Raw genomic sequence first — 25,555 nt, forward strand, 5'->3', positions numbered from 1 at the left:
CAGCCATGCAAATCACCCAGTCGGCCCTCTCGCTCAACGTGCCCGACGTTCGCGCTTCCGCCGAGTTCCTGCAACGGCACTTCGGCTTCGTGCCCGAGATGGAGTACGAGGGCGTGGCTTCCCTGACCCGGGGAGACGCGGGGTTCAACCTGATCTTCCTGCAAACGGGACTGTCCACCTTCAAGCCGCGGCACATCGCCGGAAGCGCCGGGCAGGGCCTCCTCGTCGTGTTCGTGGTGGATGATATCGACGCCGAGTACGCGCGCTTGCAGGCCGAAGGTGTCCCCATCGTCACTCCCATCGAGACTGAGCCGTGGGGCGAGCGATACTTTCAGGTTTCGGACCCCAACGGCCTGATCCTCCAACTGGTCCAGTGGGTCGAGGTGCCGCAGGGCAGCCCCTGGGCCGGGCAGGGGGCGGACGGGTAGCTCCATGCCTGGTGCAGCGGGGCGCAACGGAATGAGAACTCTTCGGCGCTCAGGGCGACAAGCCCTGAGATGTCCGCCCCAACCTCAGGCCGCGTGCGCCTGCTTCTGCTTTCTCCTCATCCTCGGGGTCCTGAGCGCCTTCTCGCTCTCCAACATCCGCTTCAGGGCGGCCTCGGCGCGGGTCAGGCCCTCCAGTTCCGGCTCGCTGCGGGTGGCGCGGGGCTCGTAGTCGTCGAGGACCTTGCCCTCCTGATAGCGGTCGAAGATCACCGGGCAGATGTAGCTGCTCCGGGTGACGGCGGGCGTGTTGCCCAGATCCTCGGCGACATACTTCACGCATTCCACCAGCGTCTTGCGGGCCGCTTTCTCGGACTCGGGGGCTCCCGCCTCGGCCAGGAATTCGGCGGCGATCAGGGTGCCGCCCCAGGTGCGGAAGTCCTTGGCGGTGAAGGGGCCGATGACCTCGCGCAGGTAGGCGTTCAGGTCGGGGGCACGGACACGCAGGCGAGTGCCGTCCTCCTCCACGCTCTGGAAGAGCCAGGGGCCGGGCAGTTCCAGCAGCCGCCCCACGTTGGTGGCCAGCGTGCGGTCGCGCACCGTCTTGTGCTGCTCGATGCCGTGCTTACCCCGGAAGTGGAAGGTGATGGCGCTGCCCTCCACCTTCACGTGCCGTTGCCGCAGGGTGGAGAGGCCGTAGGTCTTGTGCGCGCGGGCGTAGGCGTCGCTGCCCACCCGGAAGTGCGCGACGTGCAGCAGCCGCGTCATCACGGCGAGTACCTTGCGCCGGGGCAGGCCGGAGAGGCGCAGGTCGGCGGCGGTCACCTGCCGCAGGGTGGGCAGGGCGTCCGCGAAGCGTGCCAGCCGCTGCCACTTCTTCAGCGCCCCCGCCTGCACGAAGTCGGAGTGGTAGCGGTACTGGAGGCGTCCGGCAGCATCCCGCCCGAAGGCTTGAAGCTCTGCGTCGGGATCGGGAGAGACGTACACGCCCTCATAGGCGGGCGGCACGGCGAGCGAGGCGATGCGGGCCAGACCCTCCTCGTCCGTGTATTCCTCCCCGTCGGGCCAGAAGTAGCGGAACTCGTCAGGCTTGTTGCCCTCGCGGCGCAGATACTCGTCTTGCAGGATTTCGGTGCGGCTGGTCATCAGTGCGCCTCATTTTCTACATCATCGAAGGCATTGACATAACCACTCGTCCAGTGATCCTCACCGAGACGATAAGCATCCACGTGGAATCCTTCGGGGCAATCCCTGAAACCTGGCTGTCGGCTTAGCCGTTCTACAGCGGCCTCCGCTGAGGCACGATCGGAGTAGACGCCAATCATCTTCACGTCCTCGTTGCCATCCCCAAACTCATGCACATGCTGCACGATGAAAACTTCCCTCATTCCTCTGCCTGCATCGGCAACTGCCAGTCAATCGGCGTCTCCCCCGCCTCCTCCAGCGCGGCGTTCACCCGCGAGAAGGGCTTGGTGCCCATGAACTTCGCCACGCTGAGGGGGCTGGGGTGGGCCGACTCGATGATGACGTGCTGCGGATTCGTGACGAGCTTCGCCTTCTTGCGCGCGTAGGCACCCCACAGCACGAACACCACCCGCGTCGGCTTGTCGTTCACGGCGCGGATCACGGCGTCGGTGAACTGTTCCCAGCCTTTGCCCGCGTGGCTGTTGGGCTCGCCCTGACGGACAGTCAGGACAGCGTTCAGCAGCAGCACGCCCTGCTCGGCCCAGTGCCGCAGGTAGCCGTGTCTCGGCGGCTTGAAGCCCACGTCGCTCTGCAACTCCTTGTAGATGTTCTGAAGGCTGGGGGGCGGGCGCACACCCGGCCGCACGCTGAAGGCCAGGCCGTGCGCCTGCCCCGGGCCGTGATAGGGGTCCTGGCCCAGGATGAACACCTTCACGTCCTCCAGAGGCGTGAGGCGCAGGGCGTTGAACACGTCAGGCGCGGGCGGAAAGACGTTGTGCGCGCGGCGTTCCTCCACCAGGAAATCCTTGAGGGTGTGGAAGTAGGGCGCGGCGAACTCGCGCTCCAGCGCCCGCTGCCAGGACTCGGGGAGGCCTGCGGGCATGATCGCCTTGGGCGCCTCGGCTTTGGGTTCCGTGGACGTGAGGCCGAACAGGTCAGGCTGGTCACTCATGGGTGGGGGTCTCCGTTTCAGGGCGGGTCTGAGAACCTTTTCGGGCCTGGGCGGCAGGCCCCGGGCGGCCCGCTCGGCGCGCACCACGGCCTTTTTGCGGCTGCCGTGCCGCTCGTAGACGCGCCGGGCCTCGGCCTCGAAGCTCGCACTCTCCCGCGCAGCATAGATTCTGGCCCGCGCGGCGGCCCCGGCTTTTCCTTCATCCACGATTGGGGGCGGGTAGTTCAGGCGGGTGGCTCCACTCCACTCCCAGGGCGCGTGCAGGAAGTCGAGCGGCACGTCGGCCAGTTCCGGCACCCAGCGGCGGATAAACACCCCGTCCGGGTCCTGCTCCCGCGCCTGACGGGTGGGCGAGTAGATGCGGACGCGGTTGATGCCCACCGTCGCGCTTTGCATCTGCATCTGCGACCAGTGGATGCCGGGCTCGTTGTCGAGCCACTGCCGCGCCAGGAAGAGGCCCGTGGGCCGCCAGTGCAGCCACAGGTGCTGCGAGGCGAAGGAGACGAGCATGGCCCGCATGCGGAAGTTGAGCCAACCCGTCGCCCGAAGCATCCGCACGCAGGCGTCCACGAGGGGATAGCCTGTCTGCCCGTGCGCCCAACGGTCGTAAAGGTCGGGATTCCAACCTGGGTCACCCACATCTGGTCGCAGGCCGTCAAAGACCGGGTTGAGGTTGCGGAACTCCATCTCCGGCTCGGATTCCAGCCGCTGGATGAAGTGGCAGTGCCAGTGCAGGCGGCTCTCGAAGGAGCGGAGGGAGCGCACCCAGCGGGGATCGGCGTCGGGGTCGCCCTTCACGGTGGCGAGGCGCCGCCGGGTCGCCTGCACGACCTCCCGCAGAGAGATGGTCCCGAAGGCAAGGGGGGCCGAGAGGCGCGAGCAACTGTCCTCGGCGGTTAGGGGACTGCTCATCTCGCGCATGTAGTTCACGCCGCGCGCGGTGAGGAACGAGTCGAGGGTGGCGTGGGCGATGGCCTCACCGCCGGGAGGAATGGTTTTGTTGTTCAGCGGGACGCCTAACTCCGCGTGGGTGCAGAGGCCGCCTGGCGAGAGGTCCGTCCCGCGCAGCGTGGTCGGCGTGGGAATGATCGGCGCCGACATCCGTTCCTCCCACGTGTCCGCCCAGCCGTCCCGGTCGCGCAACCTCCGCACCACCCCGCTTTGCGGCAGTTCGACGAAGGGAATGCCCCGCTCCCGCGCCCAGGCCCGCACCCGCCTATCCCGCGCGTAGCTGACTCCATTCCCGGTTTCCTCGTGCGCCCACAGGCCGCCGATCGGAACGAGTTCGGACAACTCCTCCAGCACGGCGACCGCCTCGCCCCGCCGCACGACAAGGGGGGTGCCGAGCGCCCGCAGCCGACCATCCAGCTCCGTCAGGCAATCGTTCAAATAGGTCAGGTGATGCCCCGCGAACTCCTCGTGCCCCAGTTGTTCAGGCTCATAGAGGTAGAGGGGCAGCACAGGCCCGCGCTCCGCTGCCCGGGCGAGAGGAGCATGGTCGCGCACGCGCAGGTCCTTCTTGAACCAGACGACCTGCACCGGGGGACCGCCGAGCGGACGGGGCATCGGGGAGGAGTCTCCCCCACCTCATCCGTGGGGACGGTAGGCCCGCGCCCACATCCAAGAAAAGGTGAAGCGGGCCGCCCCGAGAGACGACCCGCCACTATCTGGAGAAGCTTAGACCCCCAGCCGCCCCGTCACCGCCTTCACCACCGGCGAGCCGTTCGCCCCGTCGAAGGCGTCGATCTCCTCAATGAAGCGGTCGAAGAGGTAGCGGCTGTCGTGCGGCCCGGGGCTCGCCTCCGGGTGGTACTGCACCGAGAAGACCGGGTAGCGGCTGTGCGCCATGCCCTCCAGCGTGCCGTCGTTGAGGTTGACGTGGGTGGCGACGAAGGAACCGTTCGGAATCGACTCGATGTCCACCGCGTACCCGTGGTTTTGCGCGGTGATCTCCACGTTCCCGGTGAGCAGGTTCTTGACGGGCTGGTTGCCGCCGCGGTGCCCGAACTTCATCTTGAAGGTCCGGCCACCCGCCGCCAGGCCCAGAATCTGGTGCCCCAGGCAGATGCCGAAGGTGGGGAGCAGGCCCATCAGTTCCCAGGCGGTCTTGTGCGCGTACTCCAGGGGGGCGGGGTCGCCGGGGCCGTTGCTCAGGAAGAGGCCGTGCGGCTGGAGCGCCATGATCTGCGCCGGGGTCGTGTGCGCCGGAACGACGATGGGCTCGATGCCGACCTCCGCCAGCCGCTCGATGATGGTGTGCTTGATCCCGAAGTCCATCAGGACCACGCGTTTGCCGTGGCGCAGGGTGGGAAAGGCGTAGGGCAGGGAGGTCGTGACCTCCTTCGTCATGTCGTGCCCGTCAATGTCCTGGTGGTCGCGGGCGCGCTGGACATAGACCTGCTCCTCGGCGGGGGCGAACTCGCCGTAGGGGTCCTCGGGGTGGGTGTAGGAGCGGTGGGCGATCACGCCCTTGACGACGCCGCCCGAGCGCAGCCGCCGCACGAGGGCACGGGTGTCGATGCCCTGAATGCTCACCACGCCGTACTGCTGCATAAAGGCTTCCAGCGACTGCTGCGCGCGGTGGTTAGAGTAGTCGCCCGAGAACTCGCGGGAGATGAAGCCGCGCACGTAGGGCTTGTTGCTCTCCATGTCGTAGATCGCCACGCCGTAATTGCCCACGTGCGGGTAGGTGATCGTCACGATCTGCCCGTTGTACGAGGGATCGGTCATGATCTCCTGGTAGCCCGTCATGGAGGTGTTGAACACGACCTCGCCGACCGTCTCGCCCCGGTGCCCGAAGGCGTAGCCGCGGTACACCGTGCCGTCTTCCAGGGCCAGGATCGCCCGTTCTTTTCTGATCATAGGGAAACCTCCATATCGCCTCGCGGGGCGGATTTCATGGGAGAGAGCAGTCAGCGGTCAGAAAGGGCCGCCGACCCTGCGGAGCCTACACTGAGTTTCAGGTCGATTTTGGCGACCAGGCCACCGAGCATCCGCTTGACCTCCTGTACGGCTTGGAGGAGTTCGCCGCTTTGCTCCTGACCGAGGTAGCCCAGATCACGGGTGAGCAGGATCAGGTACTCCGTTTCACTCGCCGAGCCAAAGGCAATCAGCAAAAATCGGCGCATATCCGACCACGACCCCCGACCACACCCCTCGGCAATATTCGTGGGCACTGACGCCACGGCCCGGCGGATCTGTGAAGTCAACCCATACCGCTCGTCGAGAGGAAACCCACCACTGACGGCGTAGACCCTAAGCGTCAGGGCATGTGCCTTTCTCCAGACGGAGAAGTTCCGAAAGTCGCGCATCTCCTCTCTTTCTGACTGCTGAACGCTGAGTCCTGAACGCTCCCCATCACCAGCGGTACCGCACCGACGACTGACCGACGACGACGCCACCCCGCACCGAGCGTTGCGAGGTCATGCCGTCGTAGCGGTTGATGAGGTCGGCGAAGACGTTGGAGAGGCGGTTCAGCATGGGGTCCGCCTCCTCGCCGGGCGTCGCCGCAGAGAGGGCGGCCCGGAAGTCCGCCGCGCTCAGGTCCGGCAGGTTGCGGCCGTAGCTCCACCCCGCCGCGTTCGTCAGGTTGAGGTTCGCCGCGCGAAAGGCGCCACTGCTGCCGAGCGTGGCCGGACCCTCGGCGAGGGCCGCCCGCAGCGCCTCCTCGTTGTAGGCGGTCACGAGGTAGTCGCCCCGGAAGCCGTACACCATCTTCAGGCGGCCCAGCGCGTTCGTCAGGTCGTCCAGGCTGCGGCTGGCGGAGTTCAGGGCCGCGACCTCCGCCGGGCTCTGCTCGCCGGGGGTCAACGACCCGGTCAGGCCCTTGAAGAGGCCCCCGAGGTTGCCCTTCAGCCCCGCCAGGGCGGCATTCACGCTGGCCGCGTACTCGGGCAGTTGCGCCTCGGCGGCGGCGCGGTCGGTGACGCGCTGGTACGTGACGGCGTAGCGCAGGGCGGCGAGAGGATCGTTCGTGTTCAGGCCTGCCCGGCTCCCGCCCGCCAGGGTCACCCTCGCGCACTCGTCCCCCAGATATTGACTGCTCCGTTCCATGTAGCTGGCGAGCTGGCTGTCGGTCAGGAACCCGAAGGGCTCCAGCAGGTCCACGCGGGTGAGCCAGCGGGCCAGGTACGCGGGCTGCTCGGGCGCGCACGCACTCGCCGACACGTTCTCGGCGTCAGCAGGAATCACGTCCTGCACCCGGAAGTCGGTGGTATGGGTCAGGATGCGGCGCAGGGGCTGGTCCTTGCCCTGCACGCCAGGCACCTGGGCGCTGCGGGCGCTGAGCCCCGCCGCCGTGGTCGTGAGGCCCGCCGCGTACTGCCCCAGCGTGTCCACCGCGTCCACGATGGGCGAGAGCAGCCGGGGCAGGCCGAAGCGCGCGAACTGCCCGCGAATGACCTTCGCCACCCCCGAGAAGTCGAGGAAGAGGCTCAGCTCCTGGTTGCCCACGGTTCGGGTCGGCGTGGTGTAGGCGACCGAGTCGCCCAGCCTCGGGGCCGCCTTGCCCCCCAGCCGCCCCAGATAGTTCATGAGCAGCGTCTTGTTCGTGGAGAAGTAGACCAGCCCACCCGCCTGCCCAGCAAAGACATTTCCCGCCCGGACGAGGGGGTACGCCCCCACCCGCGCCCCGGGCCCCTTGGGGATCTGCGCCCCGAAGAACTCCGAGGCGAGGTCGCCCGCCCGCGTGACGCCCAGCACCTCCGGCGAGAAGTTGGCTCCCTGCCCCACCGTGAACACGCCGAGCGCGGCCTCCTGCCCCAGCGAGTCGGCCAGGATCGCCTGGAGGCCCTGAACGGTCTGCCCCGCCTCCCCCTCGGGGTCCGCCCCGAGCGCCCGCGCCAGCAGGCCGCCGATCCGCTCGAAGGCGGGCGCGGCGTTGTGCGTCTCCAGGGTCAGGAGAGCCCCGGCGGGAAGCTGCTCGGCCAGCGGGGAGGCCCCGGCGGCGGAGACGGCGAGGAGAGTGGTCAGGGCGACGGCGCGGGGGAGTCTCATGGCCCCCATCCTAAACGTGACCTCAGCACACTGGGGGCGCACATCTGCCTCACCCCAGCGCCTTGTACATGGCGATCTCGTTGCAGTTCTCGAAGAAGGCGCAGCGCTGGCACTCGCTCCAGACCCTGGGATGCAGGTTCGTCTTCTCGATGCGGGTGAAGCCGCACTTCTCGAAAAAGCCCTGCTGGTACGTCCAGGCGAAGAGGGCGGGGAGGGCGATCTCACGCGCCTCGGCCTCGCAGGCCCCAACGAGTTGCTTGCCCAGCCCGCGCCCCTGCATATGGGGGTGGACGGCCAGCCCGCGCACCTCCGCGAGATCGGGCGCGAGCATGTGAAGGCCGCACACCCCCGCCAGTCCGCCCGGTTTCCCCTCGTGCGGGTCGGCCAGGACGAGGTGGAAGTCGCGGATGGTCTCGGCGAGCAGCGCCCTGGAGCGCACCAGCATCAGCCCGCGCGCCGCCCAGTAGCCGATCAGCTCGTGGATGGCGTCGATGTCACTGAGCCGCGCCTTGCGGGTGGAGAGCGGCGCTCCCGGGTGCAGGTCGGGAACGGCGATGGAGTCGAGGGTGAGGAGGGTCATGGGTGACCCCCCTTCGCGGGACGCGGCGCCCGTGGGGTGAGGTCGCCCCGCCCCCACTTTCCCCCTACGCCTTGCTCGCCGCCCGGTCCAGCGGGCGCATCCAGGTCGTGCCGCCGGGACGCTCGCTGCGGGCGCGGTAGGCGCGGATCTGCGGGGCGTCGGGGAGTTCGCCCATCACCACGGCCAGCGGCACCTGCTGAAAGCCGAAGTTGCTCCAGTCGCCGCCCTTGCTGAACATGTAGATCGCCCGGTCGCCCCGGCCCTGGGCGTACTGCACCGCGCTCATGACGAGGCGGCGGCCCAGCCCGCTCCCCCGCGCGCTCGGCAGCACCGCCGCGCCGCGCAGCAGGGAGGCCCCGTCCCCGTGCTCCAGGCCGATGGCGCCCACCGGCTGGCCGCCCCGCGTGGCGATCCAGTACGTCGTGCCCTCGGCGAGCGCCGCCTCGGTTTCCAGCCCGGCTTCCTGCATCACGCGGGTGACGATCTCCTTGTCCTGGGGACCAGCGAGGCGAATCTGAATGTTCGGGTCGGTCATGGGAATGTCCTCCGGGGGGGGTCGCGCCGGGCTCACCCCCGCGGGCGTCCGGCACGGCTGAATTGTGCGTGCGCGCAGCATAGCGCAAGCCGCCCGGCAGGAGGGTCAGAGGTTGCTCAGGCACTGCGGGCCTCCCCGGCGGGCACATTCAGGGTCCGCTTCCAGGCCACCTCGTCCCTGATCCAGCCGCGCTGCTGCCCGCTGAGGACCTGGGGCGTGTGGGGCAGGGCCGCCGCGAGTTCCGCCACGGGCACCTCCTCGAAGCCGAAGGCCCGCCAGAACGGCCCGGCATCCGTGGAGAAGAGGTACACCGCGCGGTCCCCCCGCAGGGTGGCGTAGGTCAGGGCGGACTCCGCCAGCGCCCGGCCCAGGCCCTGCCCGCGCGCCCCCGGCACCACGGCGGTCGAGCGGATCAGCGAGGCGCCCTCGCCGTGCTCCAGGCCGATGCAGCCGCCCGGCACGCCGTCGAGTTCGGCGATCCAGTAGGTGGAGCCCTCCAGGGTCACGGTGATGGTGTCCCGCTCGCTGCTCAGGCCCACGGCCAGGATGAGGTCGCGCAGGGTGTCGAGGTCGGCCTCAGTGGTGGCCTGACGGAGGTGGATATGGACATCGGTGAGGGTCATGGCAGAAGCCTCCGGGCGGAAGATGGGATTCAGGTCGGTTCGGGAACGGGAGGCGCCCCATGTCGTCGCTCCGCCTCTCGCGCCGCCGCCTTGAGGAAGTACCGAAGCCCCGCCCCCGCCGCCGCATCCGTCTTCCAGCGCGGGATGACGTGCAGGTGAACGTGGGGGATGTGCTGACCGCCCGCCGGGAAGACGTTCCAGCCCACCGTGTAGCCGTCGGGCCGAACGGTGGCGTCCAGGTGCGCCCTCACCTCGGCGAGCAGGGCGTGGGTCGCGGCGACTTCCTCGGGCGTGAGGTCGAAGACGGTGGCGCAGGGGCGTTTGGTGACGATCAGGCCGGAGTACGGGAGGCCGTCGCCGTAGCGGCTGTCCTGGGTATACACGCACAACTCGTTCTCGAGCGTCACCTCGCCACCAACGAAGTCGGCGCGGGTGGAGAGCGGGTTCTCGTCCGGGCGCGCGAGCCAGTGCGCCCACTCCTCCTCCCGCTTCTCCAACAGGGTGCCGTCCAGGTGCACGGTCACCTTCACGAGAGCGCCGCCTTTGCTGCCTCGACCTGCTCCCGCACCCGTTCGGGAGCCGTGCCACCGTAGCTCTGGCGTCCCCTCACGCTCTCCTCGACGGTGAGGGAACGAGCGGTCTCGGCGCTCAGCAGCGGGTGAGCCGCGCGCAACTCCTCGTCGGTCAGGTCCCAGAGCTGCCGCCCGGTGCGGCTGGCGAGGCCCACCAGCCCGCCCACGACCTCGTGCGCCTCGCGGAAGGGCACGCCCGAGCGGGCGAGGAAGTCGGCGAGGTCGGTGGCCGTCGAGAAACCGCGCGCCGCCGCCGCCTTCGTCACCTCCGGGTGCCAGACCGTCTTCGGGAGCATGTCGGCGTAAAGCCGCAGGATGATGCTCAATGTGTCGTAGGAGTCGAACACGCCCTCCTTGTCCTCCTGAAGGTCCTTGTTGTAGGCGAGCGGCGTGCCCTTCACGACGGTCAGGAGGCCCATCAGGTTCCCGAAGACGCGGCCCGCCTTGCCCCGCGCGAGTTCGGATACGTCGGGGTTCTTCTTCTGCGGCATGATCGAGGAGCCGGTCGTGTGCGAATCGGGCAGCGTCAGGAAGCCGAACTCGAAGGTCGAGTAGAGGATGAGTTCTTCGGACAGGCGTGAGAGGTGAGCGGCGAGGATGGCGCAGGCCGAGAGGAATTCCAGCGCGAAGTCCCGGCTGCCCACTCCGTCCAGGCTGTTGGCGGTCGGGCGCGCGAAGCCGAGGGCGGCGGCGGTCGCGTGGCGGTCAATGGGCCAGGGCGTCCCGGCGAGCGCCGAGCTTCCCAGCGGCGACTCGTCCATTCGCGCGGCGGCGTCGCGGAAGCGGCCCTCGTCGCGCTCCAGCATGGCGGCGTAGGCCATGAACCAGTGGCTGAGGAGGATGGGCTGAGCGACCTGGAGGTGCGTGTACCCGGGGAGGATGACGGCCTCTCCATCGTCCGATGCGAGGTGCTTCTCGGCCTCCGCCACCATCACGGCCCGTAATGACCGCGTCCTGTCCGCCAGGTCGAGGGCCGCCTCCTTCGTGAAGAGCCGGAAATCGACGGCGACCTGATCGTTGCGGCTCCTCGCCGTGTGCAGCTTCCCCGCCACCGGGCCGATCCGGTCGCGCAGCGCCGCCTCGACATTCATATGCACGTCCTCGCGGTCGAGTCTCCACTCGAACGTTCCGGCGCGGATGTCGGCGAGGACAGCCTTCAGCCCGTCCTGAATCTGCGCCACCTCGTCCGGCGTGAGGATGCCGACCTCGCCCAGCATCGCCACGTGCGCGAGCGAGCCGCGGATGTCCTGCTCGGCGAGGCGCTGGTCGAAGGAGACGGAGGCGTTGAAGCGTTCCACGAGGCCGTCCGTCGCTTCCGCGAAGCGTCCGCCCCAGAGTTTCTTGTCCTGTGTGCTCGTCATGGCTCTGCGTCCTCGGTGGGAATTGGGCGGGGTCGCCGCTCGGACGCCCCCTCACCCCGGCCCTCGCCCACCAGGGGAGAGGGAGAGAAGATGGGTTTCACCAGCACCACGGGGGGCGGGCTCGCCGGGTTCGCGTGCGCGTACACCGCGCCCTCGTCCACCCGGTAGCCCAGGCGCTCGTAGAAGGGAATGACGGCGAGGTTGTACTGGCTGACGGCGAGGAGGACGCGGGCATACCCGTCCCGGGCGGCGACCTCCTCCACCGCGCGCACGAGGGCGACGCCGATGCCCCGTCCGCGCCAGTCAGGGCGGGTGGCGAGTTTGTTGAGGGTCAGGGTGTCCGTACTGTCGGGGCGCCAGCCGACGCAGCCCACCGCCTCCGCCCCCTCCCGGGCCAGGAAGCCACCGCCCTGCCCGAGGCTCCAGCGCACGTCCTCCACGGTGGTGCGGCTCCAACTGGAGCGTGGGTCCATGCCCGCCGCCATCATCACGGCGTGGAAGGCCGGGGCGTCGTCCGGGGTGGCGGGGCGCAGGGTGGGGGTCACGGCGCCCCCAGGGTCAGGCGCAGCTCATTCGTGGGGGTAAAGCCCAGGGTCTGGTAGATGGGCCGCCCTGCCTCCGAGGCGTGCAGGGACAGGACGCGGATATTCCGCCGCCGCGTCTCCGTGATGGCCGTTTCGGTCAGGAGCCGGGCAAGCCCCAAGCCCCGGTGCTGAGGGTGGGTGTACACATTCAGCAGGTAAGCGCGGAGGGGCTGCGGGTCTACAAAGTGTGGCGGCCAGTCGAGCAGCAGCAGCCCAGCGCCCGCCACAGGTTCTTCCCCCGCCTCGACGATCCAGCCCAGGTAGGTGCCCTCCGCGAGACGCGGCTCTACCCAGGGCGCGAACCCCGCGACCTCCTCGCGGTACTCCACCCCCATGTCTGTGAACATGGCGGCCCGCTGGGCAGCGATCAGGCCCGCGTCCCGCGCCGTCGCTGGGCGCGCCGTGTACCCCTGCGGCCACGCCATGCTCAAACCCGCTCGATTTCCTTCTGCCCCGCCTTCGCCTCCACCCGCGCCTGCACCCGCATCCGCAGGGCGTTGAGCTTGATAAAGGCCCCGGCGTCGTGCTGGTTGTAGTCGCCGCCCGCCTCAAAGGACACGAGGTCCTTGTCGTACAGGCTGCGCGGCGCCCGGCGGCCCACGACGATGCAGTTGCCCTTGTAGAGCTTGAGCCGCGCGGTGCCGGTGACGCTGCCCGCCACGTGGTCGATATAGACCTGCAAGGCCTCGCGCTCGGGGGCGAACCAGAAGCCGTTGTAGACGAGTTCGGCGTACCTGGGCGCGAGGGCGTCGCGCTGGTGCAGCACCTCGCGGTCCAGGGTCAGGCTCTCCACGGCGCGGCGGGCGTGGTAGAGCAGCGTGCCGCCGGGCGTCTCGTACACCCCGCGCGACTTCATGCCGACGAAGCGATTCTCCACGAGGTCCACGCGCCCGACCCCGTGCCGCCCGCCGATCTCGTTCGCCCTCTGGAGCAGGGCGGCGGGGGACAGCCGCTCACCGTTGATCGCCACCGGGTCGCCGTTCTCGAACTCGACCTCGACGTACTCGGGCTCGTTCGGCGCCTCCTCGGGGCTGACCGTCAGCTTGAACATATGGGCGGGGGGCTCGGCCCAGGGGTCCTCCAGGATGCCGCCCTCGTAGGAGATGTGCAGGAGGTTCGCGTCGGTGGACCAGGGATCCTTCTGGGTGGTGGGCACCGGGATGCCGTGTTCGCGGGCGAAGGCCTCCAGGTCGGCGCGGCCCTGGAACTCCCACTCGCGCCAGGGAGCCACCGTCACGATGTCGGGCTTGAGTGCGTAGGCCGTCATCTCGAAGCGCACCTGATCGTTGCCCTTGCCGGTCGCCCCGTGCGAGACGGCCACCGCGCCCTCCTGCTCGGCGATTTCCACCATCTTCTTGGCGATCAGGGGCCGGGCGATGGAGGTGCCCAGCAGGTAGTACCCCTCATACAGGGCGGCGGAGCGGAACATCGGGAACACGTAGTCGCGCACGAACTCCTCGCGCAGGTCGAGCGCGTAGGCGGCGACGGCCCCGGTGTTCAGCGCCTTGACCCGCGCCTCCTCGACCTCGTCCCCCTGGCCGAGATCGGCGGTGAAGGCCACGACATCGTAGTTGCGCTCGGTCTGGAGCCACTTGAGGATGATGGAGGTGTCGAGGCCGCCGGAGTACGCGAGAACGATCTTGTCTTTGCTCATGGCTCTAGTCTCTCTCAGGAACGTCGGGGCGTGACAGCACGGGTCCCCCGGCGTGACACGCCCGGCCTCTTTTCCGTGTGGAAAGGGCCGGGGCGTCAGCGTCGGGGGGCCAGGGTCGTCATATCTGTATGGATATACGCCTTAGCGTATCTCTATGCAGGAGAGTAGCAGCCGGGGCGCGAGGGGGTCAAGGCCGTACACACAAACGCGCTCCCGGCCGACGGGGACCGGGAGCGGTGGGCGCAGAGGAGTTCTCAGCGGAACTGGTAGTCCACCCCGATGCGGGCTCCAAAGCCGAAGCCGAGGCCGCTGCTGCCGGTGGACAGGCCGATGGTCGGGCCCGCGTTGACCTCACCGAAGACGTTGAAGGGACCCGTCACGTTGTACCGCACGCCCAGCAGGCCGTGGGGGTAGGCGGTGAGGCCGAGGTTGGCGCCCACCGAGACGCTGGCCCCCAGCCCCGCCCCGTAGTAGGTGTCCAGGCCGCCCAGGCTGAGGCCGCTGAAGTTGTTGAGGTACGCCACCTCGCCCCCCACGCCGATGCTGCCGCCCCGGAACAGGTTCAGGCCCGTGAGGCTGAAGCGCAGGTTGGAACCCGTCGTCGAGCCCGTCTGGTAGTACAGCCCCGCCCCGCCCGCGCCGAAGCCAGCAAACCCGCCAAAGGAGTCGGCGGCGGCGGAGGAAACGGCCGTCAGGGCCAGGATGCCGAGCAGAGCCTTCTTCATGAGCGGAGCATAGTCAAAAGCTGGTGCGTAAAAAACCGGCACATCTTTAAAGCTTCCCGGCCTGACTTTGTGTTTTCATTCATGCTCTACTCGCCCACCCCCACTTCGGCCAGGCGGCTTAACCGTTCCAGGGCCTGTTCCAATTCGGCCCGGGCCTTACAAAAGGCCAGCCGCAAGAGCCCTCGGGGGGCCGGGTGGTTCAGATAAAACGCCTCGCCGGGGATCACGGCCACCCCCGCGTCGCGCACCAGCGCCTCCGCCTGCCAGCCGGGGCGCCGGGCGGTGAGGAAATAGGTGCCGCGCGGCTCGAAGACGGTGGCCCCCAGCTCCCGCAGCCCATTCGCCAGCAGGCCCATCCGTTCCCCGTACTCGGCGCGCAGCCCCTCGTAAAAGCCCTCCCGCCGCGCGACGGGCAGGGCGGCGGCCACCGCGACCTGAAAGGGTGTGGGCGTGCAGAAAGAGCCCACCTGCCGGATAGCGGCGATGTTCCCGGCCAGGCCCGGGGGACAGGCCACCCAGCCGACGCGCCAGCCCGTCGCTTCCAGCCTCTTGCCCGCGCTGCCCACCGTGAAGGTCCGCTCGGGCGCGAGGTCCCGCAGGGGCACCGGCCTCTCCCCGAAGTACAGCTCGTCGTACACCTCGTCGCTGACGATCCACAGGTCGTGCTGACGGGCGAGGGCGACCAGGGCCTCCAGCTCCGCGCGGCTGAACACGGTCCCGGTCGGGTTGTAGGGACTGTTGAGGAGCAGGGCGCGGGTGCGGGGCGTGACGGCGTTTCGCACGGCGTCCAGGTCGAGGGTCCACCCCTCCGCGTCCGTCAACCGCATGGGCACGGTGACGGGCAAGGCGCCCGCGAGCCGCGCCTGGGGCACGTACACGTCGAACACGGGTTCGAGCATCAGCACCTCGTCGCCCGGGCCGTACAGGGCGAGCGCGAGGATGTTCAGGGCCTCGGTCGCCCCCGAGGTCACGACCACGTCGGCGCCGTCCACCCCCAGGTCCGCGCCGATGGCGTCCCGCAGCAGGGGCAGGCCCGCCGGGGGCGCGTATTGGTCACTCACCCCCACCGCCCGCCTCGCCGCGTCGAGCAGGAAGGCGGGCGGAGGATCGGAGGGAAAGCCCTGTCCCAGGTTCACCGCGCCGTACTGCACGGCGAGGCGGCTCATGTGCGCGAACACGCTCTCGGAGGACGACCGGGCACGCGGCAGGAGTTCAGGCATGGGGGCAGTCTGATGCACCCGGCGCGGCCCGTGGAGGATGGGTCAGACAGGCACACCCTATCCTCTCCCCCGTGCCCCCCTTCCTGCGCGGCCTGACCCTGGGCCTCTCGCTGATCGTCGCCATCGGGCCGCAAAACGCCCTTGTGCTGCGGCAGGGGCTGACGCGGAGGTACGCAGGGCTGGCCGCGCTGACATGTTCACTCGCCGACACGGCCTTGACCACATTCGGCGTGCTGGGCGTGGGGGCGTTGCTGGCAGGTTCCCCGGTGCTGGTCACGCTTGGGACACTGGCGGGAGCAACCTTTCTGCTGTGGTACGGGTGGCGTTCCTTCCAGTCAGCCCGCCATACGGGGACGCTCCAGCCCGAGGGACAGGCCGCGCAAACCCCTGGGACAGTTCTCGTCACCGCTGCGGCCTTCAGCCTCCTCAACCCCCACGCCCTCCTCGACACGGTGGTACTGATCGGCGGGGCGAGCGCGGGGCTGGGGAGTGCAGGCCGCACCGCCTTCCTCCTCGGCACCATCCTCGCCTCGTGGCTGTGGTTTTTCGGCCTCGCCCTGCTCGCGGGCCGCTTCGCGCCGTTGATGCGCTCGCCCCGCGCGTGGCAGGTGCTGGACGTGCTGATCGGGGTGGTGATGTGGGGGATTGCGGTGGGGCTGGTGCGGAGCGTGTTTTCAGGAGGATGAGGCGCCCAGGTCGTCGAGATGGGTGTAAAGCACATCCGTCCGCCATACCGCCAGCCCGCAGCCGAAGAAATCCCCATCCTCCGTCCACACGTCCGCGCTCAGGGCGAGCGCGAGGGCGACGGTGGGCCAGTCGTCGGGGTCCTGGGGGACGCGGAGGCGGGCCTGGGGTTCGAAGGGGGCAAAGGTTTCTTCCGGGATTACCGTCACGCGCCTCCTTAAAAGGTTCAGCGCCGTGAGCAGCCAAGCTCGCTTCTGTGCATCAGAGAAACCGGCACGCCGGGCCAGGGGTTCCAGCCGCCGCTCTAATTCATACGTTGCCTCTCCGAAAGCTCGCGGGGCGATGAACAACTCGGCCTCCAACGTCTCGAACTTCGCCTGGCCGCGGCGTCGGAGCAATTCCCCCACGACGACATTGGCATCCAAAATGAGTTTCAGAGCCGACCTACCGCGGCAGAAGCAGGCGCATCCTCCTGGGCAGTCGTCTGGGAAGTGGCACCGAACAACTCGTCCTCCAACGCTTCGACGCTGAGCCCCAGTCTACGGGCCAGGTCTTCCATCTTTTCGTTGAAGGCGCTCTGCGCTTCCCGAATCCTGGCAGAGTTTGCGACCGCGACAGGGGTGTAAAAGCCGATGGGCTTCCCGTGCCGCTCAATGACGAAAGGCTCCCCACCCGCCAGAAGCTGCGTCGCCTTGTCCTTGAACTCCTTGATCCCCACTCGCTTTACGGCCATGCTGGACCTCCCCCAAAGTGGACACCAGTATAGTCAGAATCAGCAATGGGGCGCAATGGATCGGTTTGGGGCGTTCCCTATGACGTGATCTCCACAATGGGTTCGCCTGCCAGAAGCAATTGATGAGCCTGCACGAAGTTTCGGCCAAAAATTTCCATCAGCCGCGCCTTGCTGGTGTTCCCGCAGGTCACGTAAAGGAGCCTTGGTGGGGGCCCGAGACGCACCAGGCGCTCCAGAAAATCTGCGTCCTTGGAAACCATCACCACGCCCGCCGCTCGTGCCGCCTGGAAGATCACCTCGTCCTCAGCATTCCGGTAGCCCAGGTACGCCACGCTGTAAGCCTCCACGCCGAAGGTCGCGGTCAGCCAGGGAGCCAGGGCGGGCGGCAACTGCGCGTCAATCCAGTAGACGAGGGTTTCCGCCATCCGCTCAGGCACTCAGGCGCGGGTGGTTAACGTACCGCGAGGCCCAGAGCAACGCCGCGTGAATGTCCTCGCGCTCCAGGTCCGGGTAGTCGCTTAAAATCTCGTCCACTTCCACGCCCGCGCCGAGCAGGTCCAGCACATCGCTCACCCGAATTCGCATTCCACGGATGCACGGACGACCACCGCACTGCAAGGGGTTGACGGTGATGCGGTCGAGGAGGGTCATGGGGAGAGTTTAGCCCGCTCCCAGCCCCTCCAGCACATCCCTCACCCAAATCCGCATCCCGCGAATGCAGGGGCGCCCGCCGCTCACCTAACGTATAATTCCGTGAATGGCTAAACCTATCGATGTTCTAGTTGAAAAGGCAAATCGGATTATGGATGGAACACACCAGGGTCTGGAGGATTGGAGAGATGCGCTTCAGATATATGAGCAGGCTGGAAGCATGGGGTCTGGTGAGGCATTCTTTAGGTTAGGCCAAATGTACGATTTTGGGAAGGGACCTAAACAAAATATTGAAAAGGCAATCGCTAACTATAAGAAGGCAGCGCAGTTAGGAGAGGCAAAAGCATATGCTGGCTTGGTAACTATCTATGGTCATTTAAAAGACTATCAGAACGGTAGAAAAATATTTTCTTTGCTGCTCACTGAAACCACAAAGCCAATATCTGAGAAAAGGACTGTGGACCTTGTTGCGTGTTTCATTTCGTATGTTGCAGTAATGAGATTCCCGGATTCCCTAGATAAAGAACTCGCGTTACGAGGATTACCGTATGCAATGCGTGGGGCCAAGGACATGCTAGGCTTAGCTAGAGTGACAGGGATAAGGTTGGGCGGCGATATGGTCGCAGGATTTAAGACGGTTTATAGTCTTTCTCAGTCGTACTTAGGGAAGAACGAGAAGTTAGACGAGCAGATTGCTTCATTTCAAAACGAACTTACATCCTATCTTTCTTCTAACAGACAGACGCAGTGAATAGGACTGAATTGTTCGTTAAAGCTATTTTAAATGGTTTATCGGTGTAAGAAAGCGTTCTTAAGGCTGCGCTGCCAATAAAGCTGAAACTTCTACTCCAACTCGTATCCTGACTCGGCGCCTGCATACTCATACACTCAACCCCACCCCCTCCCCCCTCCCCGTGCCATACTCCCTCCCTGGAATGCCCAAGCGCACTGACCTCCAGACCATCCTGATTCTCGGCAGCGGCCCCATCCAGATCGGGCAGGCCGCCGAGTTCGACTATTCGGGCACGCAGGCGCTCAAGGCGCTGAAAAAAGAGGGCTATAGGCTCGTGCTGGTGAACTCCAACCCGGCGACGATCATGACCGACCCCGACCTCGCCGACGCCACCTACCTGGAGCCGCTGACGCCCGAGTTCGTCCGCAAGGTCATCGAGAAGGAGCGCCCCGACGCCCTGCTCCCCACCCTGGGCGGACAGACGGCCCTCAACCTGGCGATGGACCTCAACGCCAACGGCACGCTCGCCGAGTTCGGCGTGGAACTCATCGGCGCCAACGCCGAGGCCATCCACAAGGGCGAGGACCGCGAGGCGTTCCAGGCCGCCATGAAGAAGATCGGCGTGGAGACGGCGCGCGGGAAGATGGTGCATTCGATGGAAGAGGCCGTCGAGTACCAGAAGGAGATCGGCCTCCCCATCGTCATCCGGCCCTCCTTCACGCTGGGCGGCACGGGCGGCGGCATCGCGCACACCTACGAGGACTTCCTGAAGATCACCGAGGGCGGCCTGCGCGACTCGCCGGTGCATTCGGTCCTGCTCGAAGAGTCCATCCTGGGCTGGAAGGAGTACGAGCTGGAGGTCATGCGCGACCACGCCGACACGGTGGTCATCATCACCTCCATCGAGAACTTCGACCCGATGGGCGTGCATACCGGGGACTCGATCACGGTGGCCCCGGCGCAGACCCTCAGCGACGTGGAGTATCAGCGGCTGCGGGACATGTCGCTCGCCATCATCCGCGAGATCGGGGTGGACACGGGCGGCTCCAACATCCAGTTCGCGGTGAACCCCGACAACGGGCGCGTCATCGTGATCGAGATGAACCCGCGCGTCAGCCGCTCCTCGGCGCTGGCGAGCAAGGCGACCGGCTTTCCCATCGCCAAGATCGCCGCCCTGCTCGCGGTGGGCTACCACCTCGACGAGCTGCCGAACGACATCACCCGCTCCACGCCCGCCTCGTTCGAGCCCAGCATCGACTACGTGGTGACGAAGATCCCGCGCTTCGCCTTCGAGAAGTTCCCCGGCACATCCGACGCCCTGGGTACCCAGATGCGGAGCGTGGGCGAGGTCATGGCGATTGGCCGCACCTTCAAGGAGAGCGTGCAGAAGGCGCTGCGGAGCATCGAATCGGATGTGCGCGGAACGTTTGCGGCCATGTCCGACGACGAGTTGCGCGGCCTGCTGTACGGCAACCCGCGCCGCCTGGAGGCCGTGCTCGAACTGCTGCGGCGGGGCGAGGGGGTGGCGGCCCTCCACGACGCGACGAAGATCGACCGCTGGTTCCTGGGGCAGTTGCAGGAGATTGTGGACGCGGAGAAGGAGATTGCGGACCTCGGCCCCATTCAGAGTTGGAAGTACGAAATCTGGCGCGAGGTCAAGCGGCTGGGCTTCTCCGACGCGCGGCTGGGCGAACTCGTGGGGCTGAGCGAACTGGAGATCCGTGAACTTCGCAAGGCCGCCAAAGCCACGCCGGTCTACAAGACGGTGGACACCTGCGCCGCCGAGTTCGAGGCGTACACGCCCTACCACTACTCGACCTACGAGTGGGAGGACGAGGTGACGCCGACCGACAAGCCCAAGGTCGTGATCCTGGGCAGCGGCCCCAACCGCATCGGGCAGGGGGTGGAGTTCGACTACGCGACCGTCCACGCCGTCTGGGCGCTTCAGGAGGCGGGCTATGAGACGATCATGGTCAACTCCAACCCGGAGACGGTCAGCACCGACTACGACACCGCCGACCGCCTGTACTTCGAGCCGCTGACTTTCGAGGACGTGATGAACATCGTCGAGCACGAGAAGCCCGTCGGCGTGATCGTGCAGCTCGGCGGGCAGACGCCCCTCAAGCTCGCGCGGCGGCTGGCGGACGCGGGCGCCCCCATCATCGGCACCCCCCCGGCGACGATTCACGAGGCGGAGGACCGCGCCTCCTTCAACGCCCTGTGCGAGCGGCTGGGGCTGCCGCAGCCGAGGGGCAAGGTGGCCGAGACGCCCGCGCAGGCCCGCGAACTCGCCGCCGAACTCGGCTTCCCCCTGATGGCCCGGCCCTCCTACGTGCTGGGGGGCCGCGCGATGCGGACGGTGCGGAGCATGGAGGAACTGACGACCTACCTGGACGAGGTGTACGCCGCCGTCGAGGGGCAGCCGTCCATCCTGCTCGACCAGTTTCTGGAGGGCGCGCTGGAACTCGACGTGGACACCCTCTGCGACGGGGAGCGGGCGGTCGTGGCGGGGGTCATGGAGCACGTCGAGGCCGCCGGGGTCCACTCGGGCGACTCCGCGTGCGTGCTGCCCCCGGTGAACCTCTCGCCCGAGCTGCTGGCGCGCGTGAAGGCCGACACGGAACGCCTCGCGCTGGAGCTGGGCGTGCGGGGCCTGATGAACGTGCAGTGGGCGGTGAAGGACGGCACCGCGTACATCCTGGAGGCCAACCCGCGGGCCAGCCGCACCGTGCCCTTCGTCTCCAAGGCCGTGAACCACCCGCTCGCCAAGAGTGCCGCTCGCATCGCCGTGGGGCAGACGCTGGAGCACATCGGCTTTACCGAGACGCCCACGCCCCCCATGTACTCGGTCAAGGAAGTCCACCTGCCCTTCCTGAAGTTCAAGGGGGTGCTGCCCGTCCTCGGCCCGGAGATGAAGAGCACGGGCGAGAGCATGGGCATTGACACGGACCCGTACCTCGCCTTCTACCGCGCGGAGCTGGGGGCCAAGAGCAACCTGCCGCTGTCGGGCACGGCGCTCCTCCTCGGGGACGGTCTGGACGATGTGGCCGCCACGCTGGAGGGCGCGGGGCTGCGGGTCATCCGCGAGCAGGAAGGCGACACGCTGCCCGACCTCCTCATCGACGTGACCGCCTCGCCGCTCCTGCGCCTCGCGTTGGAGCGCGGCAAGCCCATCGTCAGCACCCGCGAGGGCGCCGAGTGGACGGCCAGGGCGATAGCCGCGGCGAAGGGGAGGGAGTTGGGGGTCAGGAGCTTGCAGGAGTGGCAGGCGGGGGAAGCGGTGGCGTACTAAGAGTAAACAGAAACGACAGATAGGGAGGAGTAAAACTCCTTCCCTGCTTACTTGTAATCAAAGGGATTAAAGTGGGTTACGCCATCCTCGCGCGCCCACTCCCAGGGACGCGGGTGAGCCCCGGGACTGGGATCACTATTTTTTTGCCTCACACCATTATCAACACTTTCCTTCCTCGGATTGTCCTTGTAGTCCGTTTTACTTGAAGGACGTGCGCCTAAACTACTTTCTAAGATACTCAAACTAATTCCTGGTACAGATTTCAACATGTTGTATAACGCTTCTCGCGTTAATATCTTTCCAGACCGCTCTGGCTTGCGCTCATAATTTACGGGAAGGGTAGTTATTTTACGAATAAAAAACAAAACATCAAAGAATTCTCCATGTCTACTAAATAATAGAGTAGAACCGCCTAGAAGTTTTCCATCTATAAATATTTGGTACGCGACTATAGTTTGTTGAGAATCTGGAGCAGGAGCAGCGACTTTCATATTAGAGATTCCCGAAAAAACACTTTGAGGAGCAGAAAAATAACTTTGATCCCTTAACCAAACTTCAAGATGCGCGGGATTGAATGGAATTGTTGTTCCATTGACGCATCCATTCTTAGTTCGCACGGAGACTAGTTGTCGCCCGAAACCGTCTGTCAAAATCTCGACCAGCCGATTACACTGCTGCTTACTATCGAAACAAATAGGACGACCTCCGAGCTGCCGACCATAGATGAAAATATGGGCACACCATTTTATATTAGCAACTCGCTCCTGTTTACACAATTTGTTTTGAGCGTTGACATCTGTATCAGAGTTCTTTTGGGGGATGCCTCTTTTATTACCTACATCTTTCTTCTTTGAGGGCTGAAGCTTAGACTGATTCAAAATTTGAATAAATTTTGACTCCTCACTCTGTACCAGGAGTGTGTAGTTCGAAGCAAATTCAGATAGTACTTTTTGAATACCTTGATCGTCTATGGATAGCGATTCGCTGGAGAGCAGAATCTGGATTGACCCAAAACAAGAAGCTAACTCCTCAGAGCTAAACTCTTGATCAAGATGTCTTTTGCTTAACTCGATAGCTCTAGTTTTCCATACTTCACGGAGTCTAATTAGTTCTTCACAAAATTTTACGATCTCAACTTGAGTCTCTAAAATCTTTTTTCCACTGATAGTACCTTGGCTTTGATGCCACTTGCGCGCCTGCTCAAAAAGTATAAGATACTCCTCCTGAGCTTGTTGCAAGCATAGGCAGTGCCCTAGTGTGGTATGCGCGCTTCGCTTCAAAGCCTGACGTATTACTTCACGCCCCAACCGCACTCGCCCCAGATCAGGTGTTGCCGTGAACTGCTTGAGTTGAGCTATGCGTTTGGGGCGACTCGACATGGACCACTATATGCAGATCAGCCGTACTCGTGTGTGCGAATTTGCGGCTCAACCTGCACGCCTCTGCCCCGGCACAGGCCGCAGCTCCAGACGGTGGGGGTGGGGTAGGGGTGGGGTGGGGGCAAGGGGTGTGGGAGAATAGAGCTGTGAGATTCGTCCGCACCATCCAAGCCACGACCCGCGAGGAGGCCGAACGCGCCGACCGGGAAGCGAACTGGGCCAAGACCCCTCAGGAGCGGCTGGCCGAGGTGGAGTTCCTGCGCGCTCAGAGGTATCCCGGTGGAGTTGCCCCCAGATTTCAGCGAGTTCTTGAGATTGCTCAGCGCCCACGGGGTTGAGTACCTGCTGGTGGGCGGGTACGCCGTGGGAGCGCACGGCTTCCCCCGGTACACAGGCGATCTTGACATCTTCTACCGACTGGGCGAGGAAAACTCGACGCGGCTGGCGGCGGCCCTGACGGAGTTCGCTCTCCCCGTCGGGGCGTCCGAGTTGAACAGACCGAACGTCCTGATTCGCATGGGCGTGAAACCTATGATGCTGGAGCTGATGAACGAGATTAGCGGCGTGACCTTCGAGCAGGCGTGGCAAAACCGGGTCACGTGGCGGCTGGAGGGGTTGGACGTGCCGCTGATTTCCCTGGCCGACCTGCGGACGAACAAGCGAGCAGCGGGGCGGCATAAGGACCTTGCAGACCTGGAGGAATTGCCGGAAGTCTAGCCCCAGCGCGGGCCGCAGCGACAGGTGGTGGGTCTGGGCGGGGTGGGGTGGGGGAAGCAGAGGTAAGGAGGACAGGCCACAGTAGGCACGTCCTCCTCCTGTTTATTCCTCGTCCCACCACCGTTGTCGCGGCTTGTCGCGGTACTTCTCGGCACGGCAGAGGCCACAGCTACAGACCGTGTTGTTCTTGCTGGCCTGACCGGGCACCCTGTACCACCAGGCCCAGACGGGTTTGGGACGCCATTCACCCGCGTAGGCGTAGCGGAGCCTGCGGCGGATGTAGCGCCCGCGCTGATGACGGAGCACCGCTCTCGAATGCCGTTTTTGCTTGATGAATTCACCCCATGCGTCGCGGGTGAAGTTGGGCTGGGCAGACCCCGGACCTGCTAGGCGGGGCGTTTCAGGCTGCCAGCCCGCGACGCATGGAGCACGGAACGGGAGACGGAGTGGGCATAGGAAGAGGATACGCCGCTCTGACTGCCACACCTGGCCGGGCATGGCCTGTTCGGCGACGGCTCGCAGCTTCAGGTCGAAGGTCATGAGTTGCACGCCCAGCGGGGAGACGGCCTGGGCGGCGGCAAAGTGAACGGCGTCGAAGGCTCGGAGGCCACAGCCTCGTTCCGGCTGGCAAGGGCGTGAGTCGTTCAGGGAGGCAACGAGCGCGGCGGGGAGGGGCACCGTCATTCGCCTGGCCTAGTCACCCGTCATGCCTTGCATATAGCGGCGGCGCATGGGGCGAGGGCGGACAGCTTGAGCCATCCGCCCCCACATCGGATTGGGTTCAGCTGCCCGAGGTGCTCGTGTTGGCCGCCGCTGGCCCGCCTACCCGCGAGAACAGAACGACCGTTAGGCCCCTCGTCTCGTAGGCGCGCACCACAATACGCTCACCGCCCCGCTCGAAGGCCAGCACCGGACCCTCTGGGTAGCCGGGGCCAAGGGTGGTCGTTCCTGTCTCCCCCGTGGTTCCAGTGGTGCCCGTCGTTCCGGCTGTACCCGTGGTCCCGGTTGCAGCGGTGCCCGTGTCGGTGGTGCCGGTCGTGTCTGTAGCGGCGGTTCCGGTGTCTGTTGTGCCTGTGGTTCCCGTCGTGGTGCCGGTTGTCCCGGACGTGTCGGCCGTTCCAGTCGTGCCCGCCGTGCCAGTTCCGGTGGTCGTCGTATCCGTCGTGCCGGTCGTTCCCGTCGTACTCGTGTCGGTCGTGCCCGTGGTTCCGCCCGTTCCCGTCGTGGTGCCGGTCGTTCCAGTACCAGCGGCGCTCGTATCGGTCGTCCCGGTTCCGGTGGCGGTGCCCGCCGTCCCCGACGTGTCAGTGGAGTCCGCCGTCCCAGTTCCCGTGGTACTCGTATCGGGGGTTCCGGTGGTGCCCGTCGTCCCAGCCGTCCCCGTCGTATCCGTCGTTCCGGTCGTGGCCGCGCCCGTCGTGTCGGTCGTGCCCGTGGTGCCAGCGGTTCCCGACGCCCCGGTTGCTGTCGCCGCGGGAGTCAGAGGTGACGAGGGGTCGACAGCCGTGAAGCCCGCACCCGTGAAGGCCTGGGCATAGGTGTCCAGGGCATTGGCGACCGAGCCCCGGTAAATGACCGCAGCGCCCGTGAAGGTCCTGACGCTCCGAATCGGCGTGGCGCCCTGGAGGTAGGGCAGTGTCAACTCGCCCGAGGACAGCGTGAGGGTCGTCTGGGCGGGGAGGGCCTGGGTGGTGGCGCCCGTGGTTGCTGGTGCCGCCGTCTGGTCGGTCGTGGTCTGGGGCGTGTTCGTCTGGTCGGTCGTCTGACTTGTGCTGGTCTGATCGGTGGTCTGGCCGGTGCTGGTCGTATTGGTTTGATCCGTTGTCTGGGCCGTTGCCAGACCCAGGGTGAGCAGCAACGTGGCGGTCAGCAGTGTGCGGCTTGCAGGTGTCCTCATGCTACGCCCTCCCCATCATCGGTGCATTTTTCGGAAGTGAGCGGTGCGGCGCCTTCCA

The 25,555-nt window shown here is 66.2% G+C and carries 27 protein-coding genes and 1 pseudogene; 5 read left to right on the forward strand and 23 right to left on the reverse strand.

Annotated features, from left to right (window positions below):
* Window positions 1–5: 5 nt before the first annotated feature.
* Window positions 6–428, forward strand: a complete 423-nt coding sequence (locus tag DAERI_RS17665) for a VOC family protein (protein ID WP_103130758.1) — start codon at window positions 6–8, stop codon at window positions 426–428.
* Between the two features lie 84 nt (window positions 429–512).
* On the opposite strand, the gene DAERI_RS17670 is transcribed toward DAERI_RS17665, so the two are convergent.
* The 16 genes from DAERI_RS17670 to DAERI_RS17745 form a co-directional block, all read right to left on the reverse strand.
* The gene (locus tag DAERI_RS17670) at window positions 513–1,571 is read right to left on the reverse strand and encodes a DNA topoisomerase IB (protein ID WP_103130759.1); all 1,059 of its coding nucleotides are present in this window, start codon (window positions 1,569–1,571) and stop codon (window positions 513–515) included.
* Window positions 1,571–1,813, reverse strand: coding sequence for a DUF7336 domain-containing protein (locus tag DAERI_RS17675; RefSeq protein ID WP_103130760.1), 243 nt, complete (start codon window positions 1,811–1,813; stop codon window positions 1,571–1,573). Before DAERI_RS17675 ends, DAERI_RS17670 begins: the two co-directional genes overlap by 1 nt.
* A complete protein-coding gene (locus DAERI_RS17680) occupies window positions 1,810–4,128 on the reverse strand; it encodes a uracil-DNA glycosylase (RefSeq protein ID WP_103130761.1) in 2,319 nt (772 codons plus the stop codon). The genes DAERI_RS17675 and DAERI_RS17680 overlap by 4 nt, the downstream gene beginning before the upstream one ends.
* A 111-nt stretch (window positions 4,129–4,239) precedes the next feature.
* Window positions 4,240–5,424 (reverse strand): glutamine-hydrolyzing carbamoyl-phosphate synthase small subunit, encoded by a 1,185-nt coding sequence (gene carA / locus DAERI_RS17685; RefSeq protein WP_103130762.1) that lies wholly within the window; start codon window positions 5,422–5,424, stop codon window positions 4,240–4,242.
* Between the two features lie 50 nt (window positions 5,425–5,474).
* Window positions 5,475–5,873, reverse strand: coding sequence for a four helix bundle protein (locus DAERI_RS17690; RefSeq protein ID WP_103130763.1), 399 nt, complete (start codon window positions 5,871–5,873; stop codon window positions 5,475–5,477).
* Between the two features lie 46 nt (window positions 5,874–5,919).
* Window positions 5,920–7,557, reverse strand: coding sequence for a hypothetical protein (locus tag DAERI_RS17695; protein ID WP_103130764.1), 1,638 nt, complete (start codon window positions 7,555–7,557; stop codon window positions 5,920–5,922).
* Window positions 7,558–7,606: 49 nt separating this feature from the next.
* Window positions 7,607–8,137, reverse strand: coding sequence for an N-acetyltransferase (locus DAERI_RS17700; protein ID WP_103130765.1), 531 nt, complete (start codon window positions 8,135–8,137; stop codon window positions 7,607–7,609).
* Between the two features lie 64 nt (window positions 8,138–8,201).
* Window positions 8,202–8,672 (reverse strand): GNAT family N-acetyltransferase, encoded by a 471-nt coding sequence (locus DAERI_RS17705; RefSeq protein WP_103130766.1) that lies wholly within the window; start codon window positions 8,670–8,672, stop codon window positions 8,202–8,204.
* 116 nt (window positions 8,673–8,788) lie between these two features.
* Window positions 8,789–9,295, reverse strand: a complete 507-nt coding sequence (locus DAERI_RS17710) for a GNAT family N-acetyltransferase (protein ID WP_103130767.1) — start codon at window positions 9,293–9,295, stop codon at window positions 8,789–8,791.
* Window positions 9,296–9,324: 29 nt separating this feature from the next.
* Window positions 9,325–9,825: an HIT family protein gene (locus tag DAERI_RS17715; RefSeq protein WP_165794270.1), complete on the reverse strand. Its 501-nt coding sequence runs from the start codon at window positions 9,823–9,825 to the stop codon at window positions 9,325–9,327.
* Entirely contained in the window at window positions 9,822–11,228 is a 1,407-nt protein-coding gene (gene argH, locus DAERI_RS17720; RefSeq protein WP_103130768.1) for an argininosuccinate lyase, read from the reverse strand. The genes DAERI_RS17715 and argH overlap by 4 nt, the downstream gene beginning before the upstream one ends.
* The gene (locus tag DAERI_RS17725; RefSeq protein ID WP_103130769.1) at window positions 11,225–11,773 is read right to left on the reverse strand and encodes a GNAT family N-acetyltransferase; all 549 of its coding nucleotides are present in this window, start codon (window positions 11,771–11,773) and stop codon (window positions 11,225–11,227) included. Before DAERI_RS17725 ends, argH begins: the two co-directional genes overlap by 4 nt.
* Entirely contained in the window at window positions 11,770–12,237 is a 468-nt protein-coding gene (locus DAERI_RS17730) for a GNAT family N-acetyltransferase (protein ID WP_103130770.1), read from the reverse strand. Before DAERI_RS17730 ends, DAERI_RS17725 begins: the two co-directional genes overlap by 4 nt.
* A 2-nt stretch (window positions 12,238–12,239) precedes the next feature.
* Complete coding sequence (locus DAERI_RS17735; RefSeq protein ID WP_103130771.1) at window positions 12,240–13,466, reverse strand: argininosuccinate synthase; 1,227 nt, start codon at window positions 13,464–13,466, stop codon at window positions 12,240–12,242.
* Between the two features lie 254 nt (window positions 13,467–13,720).
* Window positions 13,721–14,191 (reverse strand): hypothetical protein, encoded by a 471-nt coding sequence (locus tag DAERI_RS17740; protein WP_103130772.1) that lies wholly within the window; start codon window positions 14,189–14,191, stop codon window positions 13,721–13,723.
* An 86-nt stretch (window positions 14,192–14,277) separates the two neighbouring features.
* A complete protein-coding gene (locus DAERI_RS17745) occupies window positions 14,278–15,411 on the reverse strand; it encodes a pyridoxal phosphate-dependent aminotransferase (protein ID WP_103130773.1) in 1,134 nt (377 codons plus the stop codon).
* A gap of 71 nt (window positions 15,412–15,482) precedes the next feature.
* Between DAERI_RS17745 and DAERI_RS17750 the strand changes: the two genes are divergently transcribed.
* Window positions 15,483–16,097 carry a LysE/ArgO family amino acid transporter gene (locus DAERI_RS17750; RefSeq protein ID WP_103130774.1) on the forward strand — a complete coding sequence of 205 codons (615 nt, stop codon included), beginning with the start codon at window positions 15,483–15,485 and terminating at the stop codon, window positions 16,095–16,097.
* On the opposite strand, the gene DAERI_RS17755 is transcribed toward DAERI_RS17750, so the two are convergent.
* The 4 genes and pseudogenes from DAERI_RS17755 to DAERI_RS17770 all read right to left on the reverse strand — a co-directional run bounded on the left by DAERI_RS17755 (window position 16,086) and on the right by DAERI_RS17770 (window position 17,566).
* Complete coding sequence (locus DAERI_RS17755) at window positions 16,086–16,520, reverse strand: PIN domain-containing protein (RefSeq protein ID WP_268806553.1); 435 nt, start codon at window positions 16,518–16,520, stop codon at window positions 16,086–16,088. The genes DAERI_RS17750 and DAERI_RS17755 overlap by 12 nt on opposite strands.
* Before the next feature lie 8 nt (window positions 16,521–16,528).
* Window positions 16,529–16,828 carry a hypothetical protein gene (locus DAERI_RS17760; protein ID WP_103130776.1) on the reverse strand — a complete coding sequence of 100 codons (300 nt, stop codon included), beginning with the start codon at window positions 16,826–16,828 and terminating at the stop codon, window positions 16,529–16,531.
* Between the two features lie 77 nt (window positions 16,829–16,905).
* Window positions 16,906–17,265 (reverse strand): DUF5615 family PIN-like protein, encoded by a 360-nt coding sequence (locus tag DAERI_RS17765; protein WP_235610447.1) that lies wholly within the window; start codon window positions 17,263–17,265, stop codon window positions 16,906–16,908.
* Window positions 17,258–17,566 (reverse strand): annotated as a pseudogene (locus DAERI_RS17770) (DUF433 domain-containing protein). Before DAERI_RS17770 ends, DAERI_RS17765 begins: the two are co-directional and overlap by 8 nt.
* Before the next feature lie 19 nt (window positions 17,567–17,585).
* On the opposite strand from DAERI_RS17770, the gene DAERI_RS21820 reads away from it, so the two are divergent.
* Both DAERI_RS21820 and carB read left to right on the forward strand, forming a co-directional pair.
* Complete coding sequence (locus tag DAERI_RS21820; protein WP_114149463.1) at window positions 17,586–18,230, forward strand: tetratricopeptide repeat protein; 645 nt, start codon at window positions 17,586–17,588, stop codon at window positions 18,228–18,230.
* A gap of 184 nt (window positions 18,231–18,414) precedes the next feature.
* The gene (gene carB / locus DAERI_RS17780) at window positions 18,415–21,504 is read left to right on the forward strand and encodes a carbamoyl-phosphate synthase large subunit (RefSeq protein ID WP_103130779.1); all 3,090 of its coding nucleotides are present in this window, start codon (window positions 18,415–18,417) and stop codon (window positions 21,502–21,504) included.
* Between the two features lie 47 nt (window positions 21,505–21,551).
* Here the strand turns inward: carB and DAERI_RS22135 are convergent, their stop codons facing one another.
* Complete coding sequence (locus DAERI_RS22135; protein ID WP_133162068.1) at window positions 21,552–22,883, reverse strand: hypothetical protein; 1,332 nt, start codon at window positions 22,881–22,883, stop codon at window positions 21,552–21,554.
* Window positions 22,884–23,168: 285 nt separating this feature from the next.
* Here DAERI_RS22135 and DAERI_RS17785 point away from each other — a divergent pair, with 285 nt between their 5' ends.
* Window positions 23,169–23,600 carry a nucleotidyltransferase gene (locus DAERI_RS17785; RefSeq protein WP_165794271.1) on the forward strand — a complete coding sequence of 144 codons (432 nt, stop codon included), beginning with the start codon at window positions 23,169–23,171 and terminating at the stop codon, window positions 23,598–23,600.
* A 102-nt stretch (window positions 23,601–23,702) separates the two neighbouring features.
* On the opposite strand, the gene DAERI_RS22610 is transcribed toward DAERI_RS17785, so the two are convergent.
* Together DAERI_RS22610 and DAERI_RS17795 are read right to left on the reverse strand one after the other, a co-directional pair.
* Window positions 23,703–24,284 (reverse strand): PIN domain-containing protein, encoded by a 582-nt coding sequence (locus DAERI_RS22610; protein WP_201262784.1) that lies wholly within the window; start codon window positions 24,282–24,284, stop codon window positions 23,703–23,705.
* Between the two features lie 97 nt (window positions 24,285–24,381).
* Entirely contained in the window at window positions 24,382–25,497 is a 1,116-nt protein-coding gene (locus DAERI_RS17795) for a hypothetical protein (protein ID WP_103130781.1), read from the reverse strand.
* Between the last annotated feature and the right edge of the window lie 58 nt (window positions 25,498–25,555).

It is taken from the genome of Deinococcus aerius (genome assembly GCF_002897375.1).
In the GTDB taxonomy this organism is placed as follows: domain Bacteria; phylum Deinococcota; class Deinococci; order Deinococcales; family Deinococcaceae; genus Deinococcus; species Deinococcus aerius.